General features: G+C 63.7%; 19 protein-coding genes. 12 read left to right on the top strand and 7 right to left on the bottom strand.

Annotation, left to right across the window (positions count from 1 at the left end):
- Positions 1 to 69: 69 nt before the first annotated feature.
- The 5 genes from NY78_RS16410 to NY78_RS16390 all read left to right on the top strand — a co-directional run bounded on the left by NY78_RS16410 (position 70) and on the right by NY78_RS16390 (position 5,359).
- Positions 70 to 858 (top strand): response regulator, encoded by a 789-nt coding sequence (locus NY78_RS16410; RefSeq protein WP_043638194.1) that lies wholly within the window; start codon positions 70 to 72, stop codon positions 856 to 858.
- Between the two features lie 2 nt (positions 859 to 860).
- Positions 861 to 3,221, top strand: a complete 2,361-nt coding sequence (gene pbpC / locus NY78_RS16405; RefSeq protein ID WP_043638191.1) for a penicillin-binding protein 1C — start codon at positions 861 to 863, stop codon at positions 3,219 to 3,221.
- Complete coding sequence (locus NY78_RS16400) at positions 3,218 to 3,520, top strand: MTH1187 family thiamine-binding protein (protein ID WP_043638190.1); 303 nt, start codon at positions 3,218 to 3,220, stop codon at positions 3,518 to 3,520. Before pbpC ends, NY78_RS16400 begins: the two co-directional genes overlap by 4 nt.
- A 176-nt stretch (positions 3,521 to 3,696) precedes the next feature.
- The gene (locus NY78_RS16395; RefSeq protein WP_043638187.1) at positions 3,697 to 4,428 is read left to right on the top strand and encodes a hypothetical protein; all 732 of its coding nucleotides are present in this window, start codon (positions 3,697 to 3,699) and stop codon (positions 4,426 to 4,428) included.
- 166 nt (positions 4,429 to 4,594) lie between these two features.
- Positions 4,595 to 5,359 (top strand): N-acetylmuramoyl-L-alanine amidase family protein, encoded by a 765-nt coding sequence (locus NY78_RS16390; RefSeq protein WP_043638184.1) that lies wholly within the window; start codon positions 4,595 to 4,597, stop codon positions 5,357 to 5,359.
- On the opposite strand, the gene NY78_RS16385 is transcribed toward NY78_RS16390, so the two are convergent.
- Complete coding sequence (locus tag NY78_RS16385) at positions 5,360 to 6,346, bottom strand: chemotaxis protein (RefSeq protein WP_043638182.1); 987 nt, start codon at positions 6,344 to 6,346, stop codon at positions 5,360 to 5,362.
- A gap of 202 nt (positions 6,347 to 6,548) precedes the next feature.
- On the opposite strand from NY78_RS16385, the gene NY78_RS16380 reads away from it, so the two are divergent.
- The gene (locus NY78_RS16380; RefSeq protein WP_053062250.1) at positions 6,549 to 7,352 is read left to right on the top strand and encodes a substrate-binding periplasmic protein; all 804 of its coding nucleotides are present in this window, start codon (positions 6,549 to 6,551) and stop codon (positions 7,350 to 7,352) included.
- Positions 7,353 to 7,374: 22 nt separating this feature from the next.
- On the opposite strand, the gene NY78_RS16375 is transcribed toward NY78_RS16380, so the two are convergent.
- On the bottom strand, positions 7,375 to 7,824 hold the full coding sequence (locus NY78_RS16375) for a metal-dependent hydrolase (protein ID WP_043638179.1): 450 nt from the start codon (positions 7,822 to 7,824) through the stop codon (positions 7,375 to 7,377).
- A 125-nt stretch (positions 7,825 to 7,949) separates the two neighbouring features.
- Between NY78_RS16375 and NY78_RS16370 the strand changes: the two genes are divergently transcribed.
- The 4 genes from NY78_RS16370 (at position 7,950) to NY78_RS16355 (ending at position 12,891) form a co-directional block, all read left to right on the top strand.
- On the top strand, positions 7,950 to 8,309 hold the full coding sequence (locus tag NY78_RS16370) for a glutaredoxin family protein (RefSeq protein WP_047960239.1): 360 nt from the start codon (positions 7,950 to 7,952) through the stop codon (positions 8,307 to 8,309).
- A 178-nt stretch (positions 8,310 to 8,487) separates the two neighbouring features.
- Positions 8,488 to 9,657, top strand: coding sequence for a pyridoxal phosphate-dependent aminotransferase (locus NY78_RS16365; protein WP_043638176.1), 1,170 nt, complete (start codon positions 8,488 to 8,490; stop codon positions 9,655 to 9,657).
- Positions 9,658 to 9,716: 59 nt separating this feature from the next.
- Positions 9,717 to 11,366: a class I SAM-dependent methyltransferase gene (locus NY78_RS16360; protein WP_043638173.1), complete on the top strand. Its 1,650-nt coding sequence runs from the start codon at positions 9,717 to 9,719 to the stop codon at positions 11,364 to 11,366.
- A 70-nt stretch (positions 11,367 to 11,436) separates the two neighbouring features.
- Entirely contained in the window at positions 11,437 to 12,891 is a 1,455-nt protein-coding gene (locus NY78_RS16355) for an MFS transporter (protein WP_043638170.1), read from the top strand.
- A gap of 9 nt (positions 12,892 to 12,900) precedes the next feature.
- Here the strand turns inward: NY78_RS16355 and NY78_RS16350 are convergent, their stop codons facing one another.
- Entirely contained in the window at positions 12,901 to 14,640 is a 1,740-nt protein-coding gene (locus NY78_RS16350) for a cation:proton antiporter (RefSeq protein ID WP_043638167.1), read from the bottom strand.
- Positions 14,641 to 14,732: 92 nt separating this feature from the next.
- Positions 14,733 to 14,930 carry a hypothetical protein gene (locus NY78_RS16345; protein ID WP_043638164.1) on the bottom strand — a complete coding sequence of 66 codons (198 nt, stop codon included), beginning with the start codon at positions 14,928 to 14,930 and terminating at the stop codon, positions 14,733 to 14,735.
- Between the two features lie 148 nt (positions 14,931 to 15,078).
- Between NY78_RS16345 and NY78_RS16340 the strand changes: the two genes are divergently transcribed.
- On the top strand, positions 15,079 to 15,564 hold the full coding sequence (locus tag NY78_RS16340) for a MarR family winged helix-turn-helix transcriptional regulator (protein WP_231584023.1): 486 nt from the start codon (positions 15,079 to 15,081) through the stop codon (positions 15,562 to 15,564).
- 89 nt (positions 15,565 to 15,653) lie between these two features.
- Entirely contained in the window at positions 15,654 to 17,624 is a 1,971-nt protein-coding gene (locus NY78_RS16335; RefSeq protein WP_043638161.1) for a cation:proton antiporter domain-containing protein, read from the top strand.
- Positions 17,625 to 17,858: 234 nt separating this feature from the next.
- On the opposite strand, the gene NY78_RS16330 is transcribed toward NY78_RS16335, so the two are convergent.
- From NY78_RS16330 to NY78_RS16320, 3 genes are all read right to left on the bottom strand, one after another.
- Positions 17,859 to 18,743: a delta(1)-pyrroline-2-carboxylate reductase family protein gene (locus tag NY78_RS16330; RefSeq protein WP_043638158.1), complete on the bottom strand. Its 885-nt coding sequence runs from the start codon at positions 18,741 to 18,743 to the stop codon at positions 17,859 to 17,861.
- 255 nt (positions 18,744 to 18,998) lie between these two features.
- Complete coding sequence (locus tag NY78_RS16325) at positions 18,999 to 22,073, bottom strand: efflux RND transporter permease subunit (protein ID WP_043638156.1); 3,075 nt, start codon at positions 22,071 to 22,073, stop codon at positions 18,999 to 19,001.
- A gap of 2 nt (positions 22,074 to 22,075) precedes the next feature.
- Positions 22,076 to 23,293, bottom strand: coding sequence for an efflux RND transporter periplasmic adaptor subunit (locus NY78_RS16320; RefSeq protein WP_043638154.1), 1,218 nt, complete (start codon positions 23,291 to 23,293; stop codon positions 22,076 to 22,078).
- Positions 23,294 to 23,378 lie beyond the last annotated feature (85 nt).

The following is a 23,378-nucleotide window of genomic DNA, read 5'->3' as shown; positions in this document are numbered from 1 at the left end:
GCCTTCTTGCCAGGATCGTCGCCATCCCCTATTGAGCAGGCATCACCTCAAAGAGATAAGGATGGCAGCATGACCGATCACCGCCACGTCCTCGTTGTGGAGGACAGCCGCGTCCAGGCCAAGATCATCTCCCAGCATATCGCCGGCTGTACGCCCTTCCCCACCATCGTGGCTCACTCCCTGGCCGAAGCCGAGCAGGCCATGACGGCCCGGCGCGAGTCGATTTTCGTGGCCATCCTGGATCGAAATCTCCCCGACGACCCGGACGGGCGCATCGTCCCCCTGGCCAAGTCGCTCGGCATTCCCTCGGTGGTCATGACGGCCAGTTTCTCCGAGGAGGTGCGAAAACTGCTTCTCGAAGACAATGTCGTGGATTATTTCATCAAGACCATGGCCGAAATGGAGGCCATGGAACGGTTGATCGAACGGTTGTACAAAAACCAGTTCGTGCGCGCCCTGGTGGCTGACGACTCCAAACTCTTCCGGGCCCGGCTCTCGGGGCTGCTTACAAATCTCAACATCCAGGTGCTGGAAGCCGAAGACGGCCGCCAGGCCCTGGATGTCCTGGCCGCAAACGACGACATCCGGCTGGTCATCACCGATTACAACATGCCAAATCTCGACGGGTTCGGGCTGATCGAGGAGATTCGGGCCGGCAAACCCAAGGATAAATTGGCCATCATCGGCGTCTCGGCCGAAGGCGGCCACCAGACCGTGCGGTTTCTCAAGGTCGGGGCCAACGATTTCCTGGTCAAGCCTGTGGAGGTCGAGGAATTCACCTGCCGGGTGCACATGCAGCTCGACATCCTCGACTTGCTGCAGCATTGCCGGGAGTTGGTCGCCAAAGCCAACGCCTAGTCATGGTATTCGGTTCAGTGGTCGGTCTGTCGCTTCGCCGCTGGCTGGCGGCCCTGGCCTGTGCGGCAGGTCTCGCAGCGGCCGGGCTTGTGGCCGCCCGGTACGCCCCCCTGCCCTTTCCCCTGTCCGCGCTGACGCCCCCTCCCTCCACGGTGGTTGCGGCCCGAAATGGCCAGCCCCTTCGCCTGTTTCTGGCCCCGGATGAGGCCTGGCGCTTTCCGGTGCGCCTGCCGACGGTGTCCCCCATCCTGCCGCAGCTGGTCATTGCCGCCGAGGACCGCCATTTCTACAGCCACCCCGGGATCAACCCCCTGGCCCTCTTCCGGGCTGCGGCAGCCAACCTCGCGGCCGGGCGGGTGGTCTCCGGCGGCTCGACGATCACCATGCAGCTGGCCCGGCTGGCCCGGCCCCGGGAACGCACCCTGGCCGCCAAGTTGGACGAGAGTCTGGCCGCCTTGGCCCTGGAACGCCGGCTCTCCAAGGACGCCATCCTGGAGCGCTACCTCAACATGGCTCCCTACGGCGGCAACATTGTGGGCGTCGGCGCGGCCAGCACGCTCTATTTCGGCAAAACGCCCGACCGGCTGTCCCTGGCCGAGGCCGCGCTGTTGACTGTTCTGCCCCGCTCGCCCCTGCGCCTGGACCCCGTGCGCCATCCCGAGGCGGCCAAGGCGGCCCGCAACCGGCTCTTGGCCGCCATGGCTCGCCTGGGGATCGTGACCGACGCAGCCGCCCGGGAGGCAGCCCAGGCGCCGGTGCCCCACGCCCTTGTGCGCCTGCCTTTTGACGCGCCGCACTTCAGCCAGATGGCCCGGGAGCTTGGCGGCGACGCCGCGCGCATCGACACGACCCTGGACCCGGGCGCGCAAAAGACCGCCACGGACATTCTGCGGTCCAGGTCGCGCTGGCTGGCCGGCCAGGGCATCGGCAGCGTGGCCGCCGTGGTCCTCGATCCGGGCAGCCGCGAGGTCCGGGCCATGGTCGGCGGCACGGACTGGTTCGGCGACGCCCGCTTTGGCCAGATCAACGGCGCAACCATCCGCCGTTCTCCCGGCTCGACGCTCAAGCCCTTTCTCTACGCCCTGGCTATGGACCAGGGGTTGATTTTTCCCCAGAGCCAGCTGCTCGACATTCCCACCAGCTTTGCCGGGTATACCCCGAAAAACTACGACGGACTTTTCCTTGGCCGGGTCAGTGCCGAGCAGGCCCTTATCACCTCGCGCAACATTCCGGCCGTGCGGCTGTTAAACGAGGTCGGGCCGACCCCATTTTTGGAGCTGCTGCGCCGGGGGGGGCTTGCCACGCTGGATAAGCCGGCGGCCCATTACGGCCTGTCGCTGATCCTTGGCGGCGGTGAAACCACGCTCCTGGCCCTGACCAATTGCTACGCCGCCCTGGCCGACGACGGCCGCGCCCTGCCGCCGGCCATCCTGGCCAAACGGCCGGCCGTGCGCGGCGACCGGCTCTTTTCGCCTGAAGCCTGCGCCTTCGTGACGGGCATCCTCACCCGCCTGGAACGCCCGGATCTGCCCACCTCCTGGGAACGCGCCCTGGCAGTGCCGTCGGTGGCCTGGAAGACCGGCACATCCTTTGGCCACCGCGACGCCTGGGCTATCGGCGTAAGCGCCGAACACGTCATCGGCGTGTGGGTCGGCAACATGGACGGCACGCCCATTGCCGGCATTTCCGGCGCGGTCCAGGCCGGGCCGATTCTCTTTGAACTGTTTCGGGCCTTGGAACCGCGCGGGTCCAAACCAGCCGTCAAAGCGGGCCTCAACATCACCGAAATCGAGGTCTGCGCCGACAGCCGGCAGCTGCCAGGCCCGGACTGCCCCAGGCGCGTCACGGCGACCATCATCCCAGGCCGCACCCGCCTTGGCCCCTGCCCGGTTCACCGACGAATGCTGGTCGATGCGGCCACGGGCGAACGCCTCGGCCCCGACTGCCTAGCCGGGCGTGAGGCCAAAACCGTGGCTGTAGCCGAATATCCGGCCGAATTGGTCAGCTGGTGGCGAAGCGTGGGCATCCCCTTCGAGACGCCCCCGCCGCCGGCCCCCGACTGCGCAGCTGCCGCCGGCGACGGATTGCAGATCATTTCGCCCAGTCCGGCCACGGTCTATGCGGTGCGCCCGGACATCCCGGATACGTTCCAGCAGATTGCCCTCACCGCCGACACCCCGGCAGCGGCCACTCGGCTGTCGTGGTACGTGGACGGGGTGCTGGCCGCCCAGGGCGCTCCCGGACAACGGCTTTTCTGGCATCCAACCCCTGGCGCGCACCGCGTAGCCGTGGCCGACGATCAGGGCCGCAGCCACGCCGTCACCGTGCACGTCGAAACATTCGCCGCGGAGAACCAACCATGAGCACTATTCTGGATTTTTCGATCTTCCCGCTGGATAAGGGCGAAAATCTGTCGGCCTATGTGGCCAGGGCCATCCGCATCGTGCGCGCCTCCGGCCTGCCCTACGTCTTTTCCCCCATGTCCACGAGCATCGAGGGCGAATGGGACGAGGTCCTGGCCGTTGTCACTCGCTGCAAGGAGGAACTGGAGAAAGATTGCGGCCGCATCCATATCGCCATCCGCATCGACTGGCGCTCCGGTCCGGCCGGAAGGATCACGGCCAAAATCGAAGCCGTGGAGGAAAAACTGCGCCAGGATTGACGACGCCTGCCGATCAGGTGCGGAATTGCTGTGCGGCAAAACGGTTCCACCCGTTGCCAAGCAACGTCCCCAAAGGTACAAGGTAGACCGATCACAACGGTTCCCGACCCCCCGGACCGAGAGTCGGCCCGGGGGGTCGGCCACCACGCATGCACCGAAACGCCGAGGAGTGGACCATGCTCGACCAGCTCGCCCAGATCAACATGAGCATATATTTCCAGACTGTCGTCTTTATTGCCCTCATGGCGATCATCATCCGCCTGCACTGGAAAATTGGTTCCGTCGCCCATATGATCCTGTTCGCCGTCAAATACTTCGTCTTCATCCTTATCTTCATCTATCTGTTTCTCAACTGGGCCAGCGACGTCAATCCGTCGCTTCGCAACAGCAGCATTCTCATCATGACTTTGATCAATCTCTATATGCTCTGGCAGGTTGTCATCGCCGCCGTGGAACTGCCCTATCGCCGCGCCCTCAACAGCTGTGTCGAAGGCGTGTGCACGGCTTCGGATATGGAACAGGCCTTCATTACGGGCAAGCGGTTCTACAAGGTCCGCTACCTCTTCGCCTCTCTGACCAGCGGCACGGCTCCCTGGCATTTCCTGCGCGGCATCGCGGCCGAGCGCACCCGGGACGATCTGCACCGCGTCTTTATCGGCGTCGATACCACAGCCTCAGTGTTCGGCTCCAAGCTCTATTACCATTTCCTGCGCAACCAGATCGCTGCCGATAAATCCATGCCGGCCGACAAGCGTTCCGAGCGCCTGCGCGCCGTGGACACCCTGGCCCGGGACCAGTGGCTGACGGAAAAGACCAGTGTTTTCCTGAACAATCTGTTGACTGCCCCGGAAGATCTCCTCGACGCCGGGCTCAAGGATTCACTGATTGACGAAGGCAAGATGGTCTGATCCGCCCTCCTTCGGCTTGAGCCTTGTCCTGATCCGGGACCGGCTTCATGGCCCCGGGCCAGGGCCGGGACAGCCCGCTCCTTCGTTGCGACCAGCTTGTCACCGGCCGCCGACCATCCCCGTTTTGCCCGGAGCGCCGGGCAAAACGGGATAAGGACGCCGCGCCATGCCCCTTCGCCGCCTGACGCCATTGCCCCGGCTTCTCCTGATCCTTCTGGCCGTTGTCCTGGCCGAGAGCGGAATACTTTGGGCCGGCTGCTTGCCGGCCACTCTGGGCATTGCCGTCGACGCCGGACACGGCCCCAGGCTCCCAGGGGCCACCAGCGCCTCCGGCGTGGCCGAATATCGCTTCAACGACCGGCTGGCCGGCAACGTCGTGGCCGCCCTCAGGGCGGCCGGCTTTCCCAAGGCCTTTCGCATTGACCCGACCGGACTTGATCTGTCCCCGGCCGGCCGGGCCAAGCAGGCCAACGCGGCCAAGGCCGGCCTGCTCATCTCCATCCACCATGACTCGGCCCAGCCGCAGTTTTTCACCAGCCACACGGAAAACGGCAAGACCATGCGCTTTTGCGACCTCTTTGCCGGCTATTCAATTTTCTATTCCGGCCGCAACCGACACCCCGACGACAGCCTGGCCCTGGCCCGGCTCATCGGCCGGCAGATGCGCCGGGAGGGCTTGCCCTTTACCCGCCACCACGCTGCCGACATCCCGGGTGAGCGCCGGCCTCTGGTGGATGATCAGGTGGGTGTCTACCGCTACGACGGATTGGCCGTGCTCCACGCCGCAGCCATGCCGGCGGTGCTGGTGGAGGCCGGGGTCATCGTCAATCGGGCTGAGGAAACGGCCCTGGCCGGCGAGGAGCGCCAAACGCAAACAGCCCGGGCGATTGCCCGGGCTGTGGTCAACTGGTGTGCGGGCTTGCGCCCGTAATCAGGCGCTGATGGCGGCCAGACGTTCCCAGGCCAAGGCCCGGGCCTTCTCGGCCAGTTGGAGCATTTCCGGCTTGGACACCTGATCGTCGGCTCCGACGGCCTCGCCCTTGTGGCGCAGGCTGTCGGTGATAAGCGAGGAGAAAAGGATCACCGGCAACTGCTTGAGCACCGGGTCTTCCTTGACTTTCCTGGTCAGGCTGTGGCCATCCATGGCCGGCATCTCGATGTCGGACACAAGGACATGCACAAAATCGGTGATGGGCCGATTCTCGGTGGCCGCCGCCGTCTTCCACTCGAGCAATTGATCCCAGGCGATGCGGCCGTTTATGGTGCGCGTCACCTCAAAGCCGGCCTTTTCCAGCGACGTGCCGATCATGCGGCGGATGGTGGTCGAGTCGTCGGCAATAAGCGCCTTGAAGATCATGTCCTTGTCCGGCAGCTCTTTTTGCCGCTCGACAAAGACTTCCTCGTCAAGTTCCTTGAGCGCCAGTTCCGGATTGAGATCGGCCACGATCTTTTCCATGTCCAAAATAAAGACCACCCGGGTATCGAGCTGGACCACGCCGGTCACGGAATTGCCGGAATAGGTCTGGACCTGGATGCTTGGCGGCTCGATCTGCTCCCAGCTCAGACGATGGATACGGGTGACGCCGGACACCCGGAAGGCGCTGACCACCCGGTTAAATTCCGTCACCACCACCTTGTCCGAGGCATTGTGCGAACGGTCCTTGCCAAGCCACAGACTGAGGTCCACCAACGGCACGACCTTGTTGCGCAAGTTAAACGTCCCCAAAACGCAAGGATGCGGCGTCTGCGGCATCTCTGTGACCTTGGGCAACCTGATGATCTCCAGCACCTTGGCAACGTTGACCCCGTAATAGCCAACGTAAGTCTTGCCCGACGACGTCGGCTCCTCCAGATAAAATTCAACGATTTCGAGTTCGTTGGTACCGGATTCAAGGAGGATATTGGTATTGCTGCTCATGCGGGCGGATCTCCCCTTCGCACTCAGGGCTGGGTGGAATTGACGATCAGTGTCACTTTGTTGATGTATGCCGTTCGTTTCAAAAAAAGCAAGAGCTCCGTCGGGGATGCGGCTATTTGACAGCAGATTATTTTTCCGCGATACAAAGAAAAATGGAGTGCCCTTCCCTCTGTGTAACAGCGCGTCGACGCGGGAACATGCCATGTCCAGACGTCTGTTGTGTGCCATTTTGGCTTCATTGGCCGCCTTGGCCTTCCAGTCGTGGCCGGGGCCGGTCCTGGCCGGTGAATCAATCCATCCTGTGACAGTGCTCGTATTCCATCGCCCACCCTATTATCTGCTCAACGAAGGCAAGGCTGCTGGGGGTTTTCTCCTCTTGGCCGCCCTGGAGGTCTTTGACCGGGCCAGGATTCCCGTCACGGTGCGGGAAATGCCGCCGGGGCGCATCGTCGCTACCGTCGCCGACGGCAAAAGCCAGGTCTGCGCCGTGGGCTGGATCAAAACCCCGGAGCGCGAGGCATTTGCCCGCTTCAGCCTGCCGCTGTACCGCAACCAGCCGGTGGCAGTGGCCATCAGCCGTACCCTGCCTATGGCGTCGGCCCCGCCGCCGAACCTGGCCGACCTACTTCGCACGGAACTGCACTGGGGGCTTCGCGAGGGATTTTCCTATGGGAAGCATTTCGACAAGGCCTTTGCAGAACACCCCCCACGCTCCGTCAAACGCTTTTCCGACACCACCCATCTGGTGGAGCTTGTCGCTCAGGGCCGCCTTGACGCCATGCTGGTCGATCCTGAAGAACTGGCCTGGATAATCAGCCAAAAGCCGGAGCTTGGCGCCCACATCCGGCTGCTCCAGTTGGCTGATGCGCCGCCCGGGGTTGAGCGCTCCATCATGTGCAGCACGGCCGTCCCGCCCGAAACAATCGCCCGCCTCGACGGCGCCGTCACCGAATTCCTCGCCACGGACCAATACCGCGACATGACCAGCCTGTCCCTGCCGCACTGAGGCCGAGGCCGGGAGTCCCCGGTCAGAACTTGCGGTCAAGCAGCAGATGGGAAAAGTAGCCGAGCACCGTGGCTACATAGTAGGGAATAAACGGCTTCCAGGGCAGCCCGAGCAGGAGCATGGGGGCCAGCAGGACGGAGCTGGGGATTAAAAGGGCCGCCCACCAGGAATGGGTCCAGCCTCGATGGGAGCCTATGGCCGGCAGCAAAGCGCAAAAACCCAGTACCGCCGCATAGCGGTACTGCTCACGAAAGATGAGGAATCCGTCCACGACCAGGGCTGCGCCGTAAAAAAAACGCCGCCCCTTGGAGTCGGTGTCCACATCGGGGAACAGCCCGCCCAAAACGGAAAAAAGCCCGAGGCAAATCGAGGTCTCAAACCCGGGGCGGTAAAACCCAAGCCATGACGCCCCGGCTACGGCCGCCCCGGTGACCGCAGCCGCACCGGCAATGTGCATCTTGTATCCCGGCATGGGAGGCTCCCTAGCATCGCCGGCCCGACCAGGCAACCGCCGGAGACGGGCAATTGTCGTCTTGACGCGGCCTGCTTCCCCCGGCTAGGACCAGTGATTGCCAACTCTCAAACCGGAAGCACGCCATGCCCCGTACTCGTTCCCTGACCACCCGCACCCTTCCCCTGGCCCTGGCCATTGCCCTGCTCCTGGCCGTCGCCCAATTCGCCGCCGCTGGTCCCGTCGTGGAGCTTTATGTCACCAGCTGGTGCCCCTACTGCACCAAAACCAAAGCCTACTTTGACGGCAAGGGTATCCCCTACACCGTCTACGACATCGACAAGGACCCGGCCGCCAATATGCGCTTCAAGCGCTATGGCGGGCGCGGCGTGCCGCTGGTCATGATCGACGGCGCCGCCATTGCCGGCTATTCCGTGGCGGAATTTGAAAAGGCCCTGGCCGCCCCCAAAACGGCCCAGTCCCATCCCAAAATCGCCACCCCGTAGGGCTCACTCCGGTTCTTCCCGTTCTGGTTTGCCGGGAACTGCTCCTTTATAATGGAATGTTTCATTGCATGAAAAACTGCGTTGTTTTTGATGCATCCGACATACATTTTTTGTTCCCGTTTCCTGCCGCCACGGGTCTGGTCTTTGCACAGACCCGACCTTTTCCCTTGGAGTTGCCGTGACCAGCCTGCCATATTGTTTCAGCCAACGTGCCCACAACATCAAGATTTCCGCCACCAAGCTCATGCCCATGCTGGCCAGCGAGATCGGGGGCTGCGTCTCCCTTGGCCAGGGCGTGCCGTCCTTTGCCACCCCGCCCCACGTGGTCGAGGCCGTGTGCCAGGCGCTAACCGATCTGCCCTCGGCCGGGAAATATTCCCTCCAGCCCGGAACCGTGGAACTGCGCCGGGCCGTGGCCGATTTGCTGGCCGCCGAAAAACAGCTGCTGGCCGATCCGGAACGGGAAATCGCCATCACCGTGGGCGGGATGGAAGCACTGTTGTGCGCTGTCTTGTGCCTATGCGAACGCGGCGACGAGGTTATCGTCCCGGAGCCGTTTTATCCCTCCCATGTGGAGCAGGTGCTGTTGGCCGAAGCCCGTCCGGTTTTTGTTCCCCTTCGCCGCCACGACTGGAGCCTTGACCCCGAGGCCGTGGCCGCTGCCGTCACCCCGCGCACCCGGGCAATTATCATCAATTCGCCGCACAACCCCACCGGCTCGGTCTTTGCCAAGGCCGATCTGCTGGCCGTGGCCGAGATTGCCCTGCGCCACGGTCTGTATGTCGTCTGCGACGACACCTACGACGCCCTGGCCTATGACGAACCGGCCTTTTCCCTGGCCAGCCTGCCCGAGCTTCGGCCCTGGCTCGTGGCCGTGGGCAGCTTTTCCAAACGCTTTGCCCTGACCGGCTGGCGCGTGGGCTACGCCTTTGCCCCGGAACCGATCATGGCCCAAATGCTCAAGGTCCACGACTGCACGGCCATTTGCGCCCCCACCCCGTCGCAGATCGCCGCCCTGGCCTCGCTGACCGGCCCCCAGCACATCTACACCGGGTTCCTCAACGCCCTGCGGGACAGACGCCGGCGCATCATGGAGCGCCTCGACGCCATCCCCGGCATCGCCTACAATGCCCCGGGCGGGGCTTTTTACATCATGGCCCGCTACGAGCTGCCGGGCGCGCCCATGGATGTGGCCACCCGGCTGATCCGGGAAGCCCGGGTGATCACCATTCCGGGCGACAGCTTCGGTCCGGGCGGGGCACAGAGCCTGCGGCTGTCCTTTGGCGGCGACATGGCCGAAATCGACACGGCCTGCGACCGCCTGGACGCATGGCTGCGAGGGCAATGAGCCGACCCGAAGCCCGTGCAGCCCGTGCCCGTATTCCCAACCGCCGCAAAGGACAGGACATGACCACCGGGGATGACGCCGGCATAGGCTACAGCGACGGCTCGGAAGCCTGGCTGCACACATTTTTTACAGACCACGCCGTCAACGAATACGAGCTCTATCCCAAGGATGCCTCCTGGGCCGTGCGCTACCATCTCTCGCCGCGCCGAAAGACCTTGCTCTCCTGGATCGATTTCGGTCCGGGCGGCCGCATCCTGGAACTCGGAGCCGGCTGCGGGGCGCTGACCGCCCATCTGGCCAGCCTGCCCCATCGCATAACGGCCGTGGAAGGCTCCCCGGACCGGGCGGCCGTCATCCGCGCCCGCCTTCCAAACGCTCCCAATCTGGAGATCATCGCCGCCAACGCCGTGGGTCTGCCCTACGACGGCCTCTTCGATGTGGTGACTCTGGTCGGCGTTCTGGAATACGCCGGGGCCTTTGTGGACGGCCCCGAGCCGTATGCCAGGCTCCTGGCCGAAGCCCGGCGCTATCTCGCCCCGGACGGCTGCTTGATCCTGGCCCTGGAAAACCGCCTGGGACACAAATACCTGGCCGGGTTGCCCGAAGACCACACCGGCCGGCCCTATGACGGCATAAACGGCTATCCCGGCGGACCCGGGGTGCGCACCTTTGACCGGCCGACCCTGGAGGCCATGCTGGGTCGGGCCGGTTTTGCCGCCACCCGCTGGCACTATCCGTCTCCGGACTACAAAATGCCCGACGCCGTCGTCAGCCAGGCGGCGCTCACCCGTGACGGCTTTTCCGTTTTGCCGCTCCTGGAATTGCCCACGTCCGACCCGGGCGGCCGGGCCGTGCCGGCCTTTGGCGAACGCCAGTTTTTGCGTTCGACCCTGTCCGGCGGTGTGGCCGGCCATTTCATGAACTCATTTCTTGTCCTGGCCGCTGCCCGGGAGGACGCCCCCCTGCTTGCCGCCAACGCCGGGACCCTGGCCGTGGCGGTCAATGCCGACTCCTGCCCGCCGCATTTCCAGACCATGACCCGGTTTGTGGACAAAGGACCGGACGGCGTGGTCGTGACCCGGCGAAACCTCCACCATCTCCCGCCCCTGTCCTTTGCCGCCGGCCGCCAGCAGATAAAGGCCAGCGAACCGTATCACCTCGGCTACGCCAGCTTTCTGGAGATGATTGTGGATGCGGTGGAAGACGGCGACCCGGCCCGGGCCGGCCGGCTGCTGATCCAGTGGATGGAACGGGTCGCCTCCCGGGCCAGACCCGGCAACCCGGCGTTGGCGGCTGATTTTGGCGCCTTTGGCCGCAACCAGCTTGGCGCGGACCTCTACCCGGGCCACGACAACGAACACTGGCTGCCCGGCAGTCTCCTGGACGCCCATCCCGGCAACGTGCTGCGCCATCCTGGCACGGGCGATGTGCGCTATATCGACCTCGAATGGCAGCTCGCCTGCCACATCCCCCTGCAACTGCTCATTGACCGGGGCGTCAATCTCGTCGGGCAAAAACTTAAGGCCCAGGCCCGCTACCTGGGGCTGTCCGAGACGGCCGGCCTGCCCCCGGCCATGGACCGAATGCTCGCCCGCCATCCCCTGTCGCGCCGGGCCGACACCGACTCCCTGGCCCGCTTTACCCACTGGCTCTTTGCCGCCGTGACCAGCGGCAGCCTGGACCACCGCCTCCCGGGCGTTGCCCCATAAATTCCTTCCCCGTCGCCGCCCAGTGGCGTACACGGTGACCGGCATCACGCCGCTCAAGGATTACACGCCTATGATACAGTCAACCACCCCAGCCGGGCCGCAGCCGGTTGCGCGTCCGGCCTTGGCCATGATCGGGGTCAACCTCATGGTTTTTATGGCCACGCTGGATATGAGCATCGTCAACGTGGCCCTGCCCACCCTGACGGAGAGCCTGGACACGGATTTCGCCACCATCCAGTGGGTCATTTTAAGCTACGTGCTGGTCATTGCCAGCCTGCTGCTCCTGATCTCGCGCCTGGGCGACATGCGCGACAAGAAACGCATTTTCTCCGCCGGGCTGGTTCTTTTCATCCTGGCCTCGCTGTGCTGCGGCCTGTCCCCGTCGGTGTACTGGCTGATCGGCTTTCGGGCGCTCCAGGGCATCGGCGCGGCCATGAGCCAGTCCCTTGGCATGGCCATCGTGACCCAGATCGCCCCCCCGGCCAGCCGGGGCCGGGCCTTGGGCTTCATCGGCGGCACCGTGGCCATGGGCCTCATGATCGGGCCGCCCCTTGGCGGGGTTATCATCGGTCTGGCCGGCTGGCGGGCTCTGTTTCTCTTAAACGTCCCGCTCGGCATCCTGGCCTTTGTGGCCGTTCGCCGCTACATGCCCTCGCTCCCTCCGGTACGCCAGGGGGAGCAGTTCGATGTGCCCGGGGCCATTCTCGCCTGCCTGACCCTGGCCTGCTACTGCCTGGGCATGACCTTCATGCAACGCCACGGGCTGACTGATCCGCTCGCCTTGGGCCTGCTTGGCATAAGCGCCGCCGGTATGGCCGCCTTTATCGTTGTGGAGCGCCAAAGCGCCTCCCCCATGCTCGACCTGTCGCTTTTTTCCAATCCTCTGGTATCGCTGCCCCTGGCCATGTCCGTCCTGGTGTTCATCACCGGGGCCAGCGGCTTTATCATGCCGTTTTTCCTGCAATCCGCCCAAGGCCATAGCGTCACCCAGGTGGGTCTTATGCTGATGATCCTGCCGGCCTCCATGGCCATCACGGCCCCACTCTCCGGCTCCCTGGCCGACCGCTACGGCACGCGGGTCATAAGCCTCGTAGGGCTTCTCGTGCTCCTTGGCGGCTGTCTGGCCCTGGGGACGCTGACCGAGCACACGCCCTGGTGGGGTTACCTGCTGCGTTCCATGCCGGTGGGCCTTGGCATCGGCATCTTCCAGGCCCCCAACAACTCCACCATCATGGGCCAGATGCCGCCCCACCGCCTGGGCGTCGGGTCGGGACTGGCCAACTACGCCCGGGTGTTTGGCCAATCAACCGGCCTGCCGCTGGTGGGGACGATCTTTTCCGGACTGGTGGCGGCTTCCGGAACGGTGGCCAGCCACGCTGATTTCACCAACGCCCCGCCAGCCGCTCTGGCAGCCGGCGTGGCCGGCGTGTTCCACGCCCTGTCTGGCATGTTGGTGCTGGCCATCGCCCTGGCGGCCTGGGCCTGGAAATTGGAAACCGCCAAGGCCCGCAAGGCGCGTTCCTGATCCCCGGCTTCAGGCTGCGACCGGACTGTCTGGCTCCACCGGACTGACCGGCTCGAAAAGCTCCCGGCGCACCCGTTCGCGCTCGCGGTCGATCTGCTCGTCTGTGGCCCCGAGTTCGTGGAGCAGATAGGCGGTCATGGACAGGGCGATCTCGCCCTCCCCGGAAAAGACCGCCTGGGCTCCGGCCCGGCGCTGAGCGGCGGCGTCGCGCAGATAGCCGGCCCGGCTGACGATGCGAAGGCCCGGCTGCAGGTCCAGGGCTGCGGCCACGATCTCGGCGGCCGCCACTTCCGACGCGGTAATGAGCAGGCTTTGGGCGGACAGAATGCCGGCATGGAGCAAAATCTCCCGGCTCGCGGCATCGCCGTGGACAACGGGCAATTCCGAGGCCGCCAGCGCCCGCACGGTTTCGATGTTCATCTCCACCACCACCGGCTCGATGTCGTTGTCGCGCAATATGCGGCACAACGTCGCTCCCACCGGTCCATACCCCACTACGACGGCCCGGTGCCTGACGGCGTCAGGCGCAAAACCTTCCCCCTCTGGCGGCGCTTGCGCCCGGATAAACCCCTTCCGCGAAAGCCAGGCCACAACCGGGGCCACGGCCTGATAAAGCCAGGGATTGACAATGATCGACACCACCGAGGCCAGGACCAGGGCATTGGTGGCTTCCGCCGGCAAAATACCCAGGCCTCCAGCCAACGCGGCCAGAATGAAGGAAAATTCACCAATCTGGGCCAGGGCCACGGCCACGGACAGGGCGACCGCCAGGGGCCGGCGAAGGAGCAGCACGACCACCAGCGCCGCCAGGGGCTTGCCGATGAGTACAATACCGATGGTGGCCAGCTCCAGACGCCACTGGGCCGCCACTGTGGTCGGATCGAGCAGCATGCCCACGGAAACGAAAAACAGCACGGCAAAGGCGTCGCGCATGGGCAATGCGTCAGACGCGGCCCTGGCCCCGAACTCCGACTGGCCAACGATCATGCCGGCCAGAAAGGCTCCAAGGGCCATGGACGCGCCAAAAAAGAGCGCCGAACCGACAGCCAGCCCCAAGGCGGCGGCCAGCACGGCCAGGGTGAAAAGCTCCCGGGAACCGGTGCCGGCCACATGGCCGAAAAAGCGCGGCAACAGCCACCGTCCGGCCACGGCTGTGACCGCGACCAGGGCGGCCAGTTTGGCCAGGGCAAGCCCCAGGGTCAGGCCCAGGCCGTCGCCGCTGCTGGTTGGGCCATAGAGGGCCGGCAGGAGCACCAGCACCACAATCGTGAAGAGATCCTCGACAATGAGCCACCCCACGGCAATGTGCCCAGTCGGGGTATGCAAGGCGCGATTATCGGCCAAAACCCGCGTCAGGACCACGGTACTGGCCACGGAGATGGCCACGCCAAAGACGATCCCGGCCGTCCAGGACCAGCCCAGGGCATGGCTGACCACGGCGCCCAGGGCGGCCGAAGCGGCTATCTGGGCCACGGCCCCAGGGACGGCCACGCCGCGCACGGCCACCAGATCCTTGAGATGAAAGTGCAGGCCCACGCCGAACATGAGCAAAATGACGCCCAATTCGGCGAACTGGTTGGCCATACCGCCATGGGCTACAAAACCCGGGGTAAACGGGCCAATGAGAAACCCGGCGGCCAGGTAACCGACTATGGGCGAGAGCGACAGTCGGCGGGCGGTCAGCCCCAGAATCAGGGCGGCCACCAGACCGGCGGTCAGGGTCAGAATCAGGTCAATATCATGGGGCACGCCGCCTCCTCGCGGCACCAGCTTGGCTCTTGCGCCGGCCAGTGCGTCCTTTCGATGGAACAAGCGGCCGCAGGGGCCGGACGAACCGCAAATCAGAGTTGCAAAAACTCCTGGCTGCCGCACAGCGGACAACAACTGCCGCCCGGATGCTTTGTGCCGCAACTGGCGCAGGCCACTTCAACTGGCGGCGCATCAGGATGTTTTTCGCCGCACAAGCGGCAATGCGTGAAATCCGGGTCGTTTTCGGCCTGGCACTTCTGACAAATCCACGGAGCCTTGGGCTGGGACATGTGCGCCTCCCGGAACCGGCCGCCGGCTGGCAGCCCTGGTGTTTTGCGGCAGTCTACACCACGGTCCGGCCAATCGCCACAGGCACACCGGTCAATTTACGTCTTTTCGCACATTGACAGCCCTGCCCAGGCTCCCTTAGGTGTGGACATGATGTCTGACGCTCCCTCATCGCCCGACGCTGCTATCGCCGCCCGACAGGCCAAACGACTGCAGGAAGCGGTGGAAAACCTTTTTGCCTGTTGCCAGGCCCGCATTGCCATGCAAAGCGAACGCTTCGGCCTGCCGCCGGCTGCCCTTCGGGCGCTTCTTGCCCTGGGCGAAAACCGCTATCTGGCTCCCGGCGAACTTGGTCGCCGTCTGGGCGTGACCAAAAGCCGGGTTACGGCGGTCGCCACCCAGTTATTGCGCCATGGGCTGATCGACAAGCATCCCGATCCCGCCGATGCCCGGGTCACCCTGCTCAGCCTCACCCCTACCGGGCGACGCGCCCGCGAAGAGATTCGCACCTTCATGGCCGATTTGTTCCAGAGCATGGTGGAGCGGGTCGAACCGGCCCAACGCGAGGCTGTTCTGGCCTCCTTGGACGTCCTTCGCCACTGTATGGAAGCCGCGCGTCAGGAAAGCAGCGCTTAAGCCACACAACAAGGACGTTCCCCAAGGCAGCGCCCTCCACCTGCCCCGAGGCACATCCCAGAAGCTCCTTTTTGAGGCCTACAAACCGTATGGATATCCCCGTCCTTCCTGATATCACCGTCGTCTTCGGCCTGGCCGTACTGGTCATCTTGGTGTGCCACCGCATGAAAATTCCGGCCCTGGTCGGACTGCTCTTGACCGGCATCTTGTGCGGTCCCCACGGCCTGGGGCTGGTGCGCTCGGCCCACGACGTTGAAATCCTCTCGGAAATCGGCGTCATCATGCTGCTTTTCACCATCGGCCTGGAACTGTCCCTGGCCGATCTCTCACGGCTCAAGCGACCGGTCTTTATTGGCGGCACGGCCCAGATGCTTCTGACCTGGCTGGTCTTTTTCTCCCTGTCCTATTTTGGCGTGGAGTTCTCCAGCGGATCATCGGTGCTGATGGGCATGCTGGCCGCCCTGTCCAGTACGGCCATCGTGCTCAAAACGCTCCAGGAACGGGCCGAGATGGAGGCGCCCCACGGCCGGGTGAGCCTTGGCATCCTCATCTTCCAGGATCTGCTGGCCGTGCCCATGATGTTGGCCGTGCCGCTGCTGGCCGGTCGCACCTTCGGGTTCACCAACTCCATTGTCTTTACCATCGGAAAAGGCGCGTTCATCCTGATTTTGCTGGTCGTCTTGTCGCGCAAACTCATGCCGCGGCTGCTCCTTTCCATTGTGCGCACCCGCAGCCGGGAGCTGTTTCTCCTGACGGCCCTTGGTATCTGTCTGGCCGTCAGCCTGCTGACCGCCTCCATTGGCCTGTCGTTATCCCTGGGCGCGTTCCTGGCCGGCCTGCTTCTGTCCGGGTCGGACTACCGGGAAAACCTCCACGAAGCCGTCCTGCCCTTCAAGGACGTCTTCACGTCGCTCTTTTTCATTTCCATCGGTATGTTGCTCAACATCTCGGCCGCCGCTGTCCATGTCTGGGAAATCCTGGCCGCCGCGTTGCTGCTCCTTGCCATCAAGGCCGTCGTGGCCGGTATTGCCACACGCATCCTGGGCTACCCCACCCGCATCGCCGTGCTGGTCGGTCTGGCCCTGTGCCAGGTGGGAGAATTTTCCTTTATTCTGGCCAAGGCCGGTTTTTCCCAGGGCGTCATTTCCGAGCATCTCTACCAGAAGTTCCTGGCCGCCAGCATCTTAACCATGGTCCTGGCCCCGTTTCTGATCGCTCTGGCCCCGCGCGCCGCCGTACTCGTGTGCCGGCTGCTTCGGGTCTGTGAAACGCCTGACGACGCGCCCACAGCCGCGTACTGCAATCACTTGATCATCCTCGGCTTCGGGGCCGGCGGCCGACAGCTGGCCCGGGCAGCCAAGGCGGCCGGCATCGCCTATGTCATTTTGGAGATGAACCCGGACACGGTGCGAAACGAAGCCAAAAAAGGCGAACCCATCATCTTTGGCGACGCCTCCAAACCCGGGGTGCTGACCCACATCTGCGTGCAGGAGGCCAAGGCCCTGGCCGTAGTCGTCTCCGATGCCGCCGCCGCCCGTCGGGCCGTGGAAATCGCCCGGTTCGAGAACCCGGCCATCTATATCGTGGCCCGCACCCGGTTTAACACCGAGATCAAGGCCCTGCTCGACCTTGGGGCCAACGACGTTATTGCCGAGGAATTCGAGGCCTCCCTGGCCGTTTTCACCCGGGTGATGGACAAATTCATGCTGCCCCACGACGACATTGAACGCATGGTCCAGGACATCCGGCGCGAGGGGTACAAGGCCATGCTGCCGGGGTCCCTCGACGAGATGGTGGGCTTTGTGCCGGACAAGTCCCTGGCCGGGCTGCATGTGTCGGTCTTTACCGTGGACACGGCCTCGCCCCTGGCCGGCCGGTCGCTTATGGACGTGCACCTGCGCCGGGAACACGACCTGACCGTGGCCGCCGCCCGGCGCGGCGACGAATTCGTGCCCAACCCCGACGGCCCCTTTGTCCTGGCCGCCGGCGACCGGCTCTACGTCATGGGCACGGCCGAGGCGCTCAAAAAAGGCGCGGGGTTGTTTCGGGGTGCGGTTTAGTTGAGGAGGGGAAAGAAAGAATGCCTCTGGCGGCCAAAGGGCTGAGCCCTTTGGAATCCCACCTGGGGTTCGTTTGTTTTGACCGGGTGCGTTGCCAGGTCGTTGCGCGAAAGTTGCACAAGAGAAGACGAGAAGAGTCCGGCGTTGCTCCGTCGGCCCTGCACAGGGGGAAGAGCTTCGACGTCGAGGCCATGATTCCCAGAGGCCGCTCCCCTGCCGCCAGAACAAGGGGAACTACGACGAAGCAATACTCCCGGCAAAGGCTTGCCGCGCCGCCGCAAGATCAAACAGGGCATGCCCAACCGTCTTAAAGACCACCGGACCAGCCGGACGCGGCGGCACGCCGTCGAGCACCGCCTCAAGCGGCGTCACCCTCTCCCAGTGAACGCCCGCGCGCAGATAATCGCCGGCCTCGACCTTGGCCGACTCCATATCGTCGACATAGAGGATCGCCCGCTGCACCAGCGCGGCCGGCAACTCGGCCGCCTCCGGGGTGAATGACCCGACAGCCGAGACAAACACGTCGCCCCGCACCACATCGGCCAGCACCGGCTCGCAGCTGGTGGTGGCTGTCACGATCATGGCCGCCTGCTGCACGGCCTGCTCCACTGCCGCTTTATCCGTCGCCACCTGTACCGTGACGCCTGCCTCGGCCAGGGAGGCTGCCAGGGCCTCGGCCCGCTCCTGCGTGCGACCGACAAGGGTGATGGCGCGTACGCCAAGCCCCTGCCAAAACGCCTCCACATGCGCCCTGGCCTGGACCCCGACCCCGATGACCAGAAGCGGGCCGGCCGTGTCTGCCGCCAGGATTCGGGCTGCCAGCAGGCTGACGGCCGCCGTACGCCGGGCCGTCACGGTCGGGCCGTCAAGCGTCCCCAGACGCCGGCCCGTGGCCGCCTCGATCACCGTCACCTCGCCCTGAATGACCGGCCGCTCCCGGTTGCCCGGATGTACGGTGATGGTCTTGACCACGGCTATCTGGTCGTCAGCCGCCGGCATGCACAGAAGCACCCCGCCCGGCACCGGCACGGACAGACGTTCCGGGGCCGTAGCCACTCCGGCCAACCGGGCGCGCAGCACATCGGCCACGGCATCGGACAACGAAAGATAATCGTACATGGCAACTCCTGGGTTCTTCCCGACCGGCCGCACCGGTAATACGCCCGTCATCTTCCCGCGCCAACGGCCGCAGGGTCACGGCACGCAATTGTACACGATCCGGTCGGAGACGGCAGCCCGCCAAAGCCCGACGCACCCAAAAAACAGGGCCGGAGCGCCTTTCGACGCCCGGCCCCGTGCAGCAACACAATGCGGCATACTGCCCGCCCCTGCCGTTTTCCCAACCAGACGGCAGTAGCCCGGGCTGGCCGGCCCCTACCCTTCTTCCTTGTCGGCCTTGTGCCCGACCAGCCAGGTCTGCAACTGATCCATGTAGGTATAGAAACACGGCGTCAGATAAAGCGTGACCACCTGGGAGATGATCAGTCCGCCGGCCACGACGAGGCCAAGCGGCTGTCTGGCGTCGCCGCCGGCGCCCATGCCGAGGGCAATGGGGAAGATGCCGGCAATGGCCGCAACCGTGGTCATCATGATGGGGCGGAAACGCACGATGCAGCCTTCGAACACGGCCTCAAAAGGCGACTTCCCCTCTCTCTCCGCCTCAATGGCAAAGTCGATGACCATGATGGAGTTCTTTTTGACGATACCGATCAGCATGATGATGCCGATGAATCCATACAAGTCGAGCTGTCGGCCAAAAACCAGCAAGGTTATCAGGCCGCCAAGCGCGGCCGAGGGCAGACCCGAAAGAATGGTGATGGGATGGATGAAACTTTCATAGAGGATACCCAAGATCAGGTAGATGATCATGATGGCCAAAAAGAGCAGGAACGGCACACTGGCCAGGGACTGCTTAAAGGCCGTGGCCTGGCCTTCGAAGATGTAGCTGATGTTGCTCGGCAGCTCTTTCTTGGACAGCGTCTCGATGGCGGCCACGGCCTCGCCGATGGAGTAGTTGCCGGCCGTATTGTAGGAAATGGTGACCGACGTGAGCTGGCCGGTATGGTTGACCACCAGCGGTCCCACGCCCTCGGTCATCTTGACGAGGCCGTTTAAAGGCACAAGCACGGTGTTGCCGTTCGTGTCGACCTGGGAGGACCGCACGTAGAGCTTGTTGAGCAGATCCGGCCGGCGCTGGAACTCGGGCTGCACCTCGACGATGACCTTGTAGGTGTCGGTTGCGCCGTAGAGGTTGGTCAACTGCCGGGCAGCGTAGGCCGTCATCAAAGCCGTCTCGATAGCCGAAGCCGTAACGCCCAGGGCTTGCGCCTTGTCGCGGTCGATCTCGATCTGGACCTGGGGACCGTCGATCTGCATATCGGTGTTGACGTCGGTGATTTCCTTAATCTTGCGCATATCCGCAGCCATCTTGCGAGCTATGGGATACAGTTCGCCCGGATCGGGCGAGAGCAGCGTGTACTGATACAGTGCCTTGGTCTGCTTGCCGCCGATCTGGATCGAGGGCGGGTTGTACATGAAGACAAAGAGGTCCGGCAGCTGGGCCATTTTGGGGCGCAGATCGTCGATGATCTGCTGGGCGCTGCGTTTGCGAGTCTTCATGGGACCAAGCAGCGGGAACATGGCGGCGTTATTCATGGACGTGTTGGGTCCGCCGACGCCGACAACGCCAATGAACTTGAACACGTCCGGATCGGACATGAAAATGCGTCCGACCTTGAGGACCCGGTCCTTCATGGTATCATAGGAGGCGGATTGTTCGGCCATGCCGAAGGCGTAGAAGATGCCGGAGTCCGTGGCCGGAATAAAGCCCGTGGGCACGACCGTAAACAGCCAGAAGGTCAGGGCCAGGACGCCCACGGACAAAAGCATGACGAAGAAACGAAACCGCAGGGCAAAGTGCAGGGATTTTTCGTAGCCCCGCTCGAACCATTTGAAAATTTTGCCGGACTCGGAAATCTTTCCCGAGAGAAAACGGCTGCAAAGCATAGGGGTCAGCGACAGGGTGACGAAACCCGAAACAAGAATGCAAAGCGTAATGGTAATGGCCATCTCGTTTAGGACGCGGCCCAGGATGCCGGCCATGAACATGATGGGGATAAAGACCGCAACCAGGGACAGGGTCATGGAAATGATGGTGAAGCCGATCTGGCGCGCCCCGTCCAGAGAGGCCTGCATCATTTTTTTACCCATCTCGGTGTGGCGTACAATGTTTTCGATCATGACGATGGCGTCATCCACCACGAACCCGACCGCCAGGATGATGGCCATGGCTGAAAGGTTGTCGATGGAAAAGTGGAAAAACACCATGAGCGAAAGTGTGCCGATAAGGGCGGTCGGCAGGGCCAGACTGGCAATGATGGTGGCGGGCAGGTTGTTGAGGAACAGATAGACCACGAGCACGACCAACCCAATGGAAAGCATCAGGGTGAACTGGACGTCGTCGATGGCTTCCTTGATGGAGATGGACCGGTCGTAGAGGAATTCAAGATTGACCGACGGCGGCAGCGTGGCCTCGATATTGGGGATCATGGCCCGGATGGAGTCCACGAGCTGGATGGTGTTGGTGCCGGCCGCGCGTTTGACGGCGATGACGATGCCTTGCTGCTGGTCGAAAAAGGCGGCGTTTCGGTTGTTGACCGTAGAGTCGATGGCTGCTCCCACGTCCTGGAGGCGCACCGGGCTGCCGTTTCTGTAGGCGATGATCTGGCGGTTGTAGGCCGTGGCGCTGGTCAACTGGCCCTGGGCCTTGATGGTGAAGAGCTTGTCCACGCCGTAGAGCGAACCGGTGGGCTGGAGCACGGTTTCACTGTTGAAGGCATTGGCGACTTCATCAATGCCGATCGACAGCGCCGCGAGCTTGTCTGGGTTGACCTGGACCCGGGGCGAATAGGTCTGGTCGCCGTAGACCGCCACCTGGGCCACACCGTTGATCATGGAAATACGCTGGGCGATGTAGACCTTGGCGTAGTTGGTGACCTTGTACAGCGGCATGGTGTCGCTGGAGACGCGGATATAGATGATGGGCATGTCCGCCGGGTTGACCTTCTGGAAGGTCGGGGGACTCGGCATATTGGTGGGGAGGCTGCCCTGGGCGGCGTTGATGTAGGTCAGGACGTCCGTGCCGGCGCCGTCGATGTTGCGCGACAGGTCGAACTGGAGGGTAATGGTGGTTGTGCCCAGGGAGTTGGACGAACTCATGGACTGCAGGCCGGAAATGGACGTGAACTGCCGCTCCAGCGGCGTGGCCACGGCCGAGGCCATGGTTTCGGGGTCAGCGCCGGGCAGCGAGGCCGTCACCTGGATGGTGGGGAAGTCGATGCTCGGCATTTCGCTGATGGGCAGCGAGAAATAGGAGACAATGCCAAAGAAGATAAGCGCGGCCATCAGCAGCGTTGTGGCTACCGGCCGCTTGATGAAAAGGTCGGTCATGGCTAGTTCCCCTGACCTTCCCCGGAAGGCTTGGCCTTGTTTTTATCCCTGTCGGCCACGGCAGCCGGAGACACCGGGCCTTCCTTGTAGGCGGCCGACTGGACAATGGTCAGCGGCACGCCCGGGAAAAGCTTGATCTGTCCCGAGGTGATCACCCGCTCGCCAGGAGCCAGGCCTTTCTCGATGACCGTTTCGGCCCCGATTTTGCGGCCTGCCGTCACCGGACGGATTTCCACCGTGTTGTCCGGCTTGGCAATAAAAAGCGAAACGCCGCTTTGGGTGTTGGCCACGGCGCTTGAGGGCACAAGCAGCGTGTCCACGGTGTCGGCCAGAACCACGGTGGCGTCCACAAACTGGCCCGGCCACAGGGCGCGGTCGGTATTGGGGAACACGCCCTGCAACGTGATGGTGCCGGTGCTGGTGTCCACGGTGTTGTTGATCACGTTGAGCGTGCCCTTGGCAGCCACTTCCTGTTGGCCGGGATAGTGGGCCTCCACGGCCAGTGTGGCCTTGGCGGCGTGGCTGCGGATGTCGGGCAGATACTTTTCCGCCACCGAGAACTGGACGTTGATTGGTTCGATCTGATTGAGGCTGACGATGATGTCTTTGTTGGCCTCGATCAGGTTGCCGGTCTTGTACTGCTGTAACCCGACAACGCCGGTGCAGGGGGCGTAAATATAGCAGTAGTCGAGATTGACCTTGGCATTGACCACGGCCGCCTCGTCAACTTTCACCTGCTCTTCGTCCTGCTGCCAAGCCGTGCGCTTTTGCTCATAGTCTTCCTGGCTGATGACGGCCTTGGCCACGAGATCTTTATAGCGCAGCCACTCGCGCTTGGCCTGGGCGGCCGTGGCCTTGTCGCGAGCCAGGGTGCTCTTGGCCTCGTCGAGCTTGGCCTTGTAGGAATCGGGATTGATAATGAGGAGCAGCTGACCTTCCTTGACCACGTCGCCTTCGGCAAAGAGCGTCTTTTGCAGGACGCCCGTGACCTGTGACCGCACGCTCACCGTGCGTACGGCAAAGACGTGGCCGATGCCGTCAACATTGAGCGGCGCCGTGACGGGTTTGGCCTCAATGACGGTCACTTCAACCGGAGTGGGCTTTTGGGCCTGGGGTTTGGGGCGATCGCATCCGGCCACGGTCGTCAGCAAGGCCAGAGCCAGGGGAACGGCAAGGGAGGCTACGGACCGGGCGGCTGGACGAAAATTGAAAAAAGGCATGGATGCGGTCTCCTCTCGTTTGAAACACACTCCTGACGCGAGACGCCAAGCAGCGCATCCGTCATGAAGGCACTCGGCAAATACC

This window comes from Desulfovibrio sp. TomC, from assembly GCF_000801335.2.
Lineage (GTDB): Bacteria > Desulfobacterota > Desulfovibrionia > Desulfovibrionales > Desulfovibrionaceae > Solidesulfovibrio.
This window is presented reverse-complemented; position numbering and strand designations above follow the sequence as displayed.

Bases quoted from the DNA above. Each gene is read 5' to 3' on its own strand.
- NY78_RS16410 (WP_043638194.1), top strand. From the start codon at position 70: ATGACCGATCACCGCCACGTCCTCGTTGTGGAGGACAGCCGCGTCCAG.
- pbpC (WP_043638191.1), top strand. From the start codon at position 861: ATGGTATTCGGTTCAGTGGTCGGTCTGTCGCTTCGCCGCTGGCTGGCG.
- NY78_RS16400 (WP_043638190.1), top strand. From the start codon at position 3,218: ATGAGCACTATTCTGGATTTTTCGATCTTCCCGCTGGATAAGGGCGAA.
- NY78_RS16395 (WP_043638187.1), top strand. From the start codon at position 3,697: ATGCTCGACCAGCTCGCCCAGATCAACATGAGCATATATTTCCAGACT.
- NY78_RS16390 (WP_043638184.1), top strand. From the start codon at position 4,595: ATGCCCCTTCGCCGCCTGACGCCATTGCCCCGGCTTCTCCTGATCCTT.
- NY78_RS16385 (WP_043638182.1), bottom strand. From the start codon at position 6,346: ATGAGCAGCAATACCAATATCCTCCTTGAATCCGGTACCAACGAACTC.
- NY78_RS16380 (WP_053062250.1), top strand. From the start codon at position 6,549: ATGTCCAGACGTCTGTTGTGTGCCATTTTGGCTTCATTGGCCGCCTTG.
- NY78_RS16375 (WP_043638179.1), bottom strand. From the start codon at position 7,824: ATGCCGGGATACAAGATGCACATTGCCGGTGCGGCTGCGGTCACCGGG.
- NY78_RS16370 (WP_047960239.1), top strand. From the start codon at position 7,950: ATGCCCCGTACTCGTTCCCTGACCACCCGCACCCTTCCCCTGGCCCTG.
- NY78_RS16360 (WP_043638173.1), top strand. From the start codon at position 9,717: ATGACCACCGGGGATGACGCCGGCATAGGCTACAGCGACGGCTCGGAA.
- NY78_RS16355 (WP_043638170.1), top strand. From the start codon at position 11,437: ATGATACAGTCAACCACCCCAGCCGGGCCGCAGCCGGTTGCGCGTCCG.
- NY78_RS16345 (WP_043638164.1), bottom strand. From the start codon at position 14,930: ATGTCCCAGCCCAAGGCTCCGTGGATTTGTCAGAAGTGCCAGGCCGAA.
- NY78_RS16340 (WP_231584023.1), top strand. From the start codon at position 15,079: ATGATGTCTGACGCTCCCTCATCGCCCGACGCTGCTATCGCCGCCCGA.
- NY78_RS16335 (WP_043638161.1), top strand. From the start codon at position 15,654: ATGGATATCCCCGTCCTTCCTGATATCACCGTCGTCTTCGGCCTGGCC.
- NY78_RS16330 (WP_043638158.1), bottom strand. From the start codon at position 18,743: ATGTACGATTATCTTTCGTTGTCCGATGCCGTGGCCGATGTGCTGCGC.
- NY78_RS16325 (WP_043638156.1), bottom strand. From the start codon at position 22,073: ATGACCGACCTTTTCATCAAGCGGCCGGTAGCCACAACGCTGCTGATG.
- NY78_RS16320 (WP_043638154.1), bottom strand. From the start codon at position 23,293: ATGCCTTTTTTCAATTTTCGTCCAGCCGCCCGGTCCGTAGCCTCCCTT.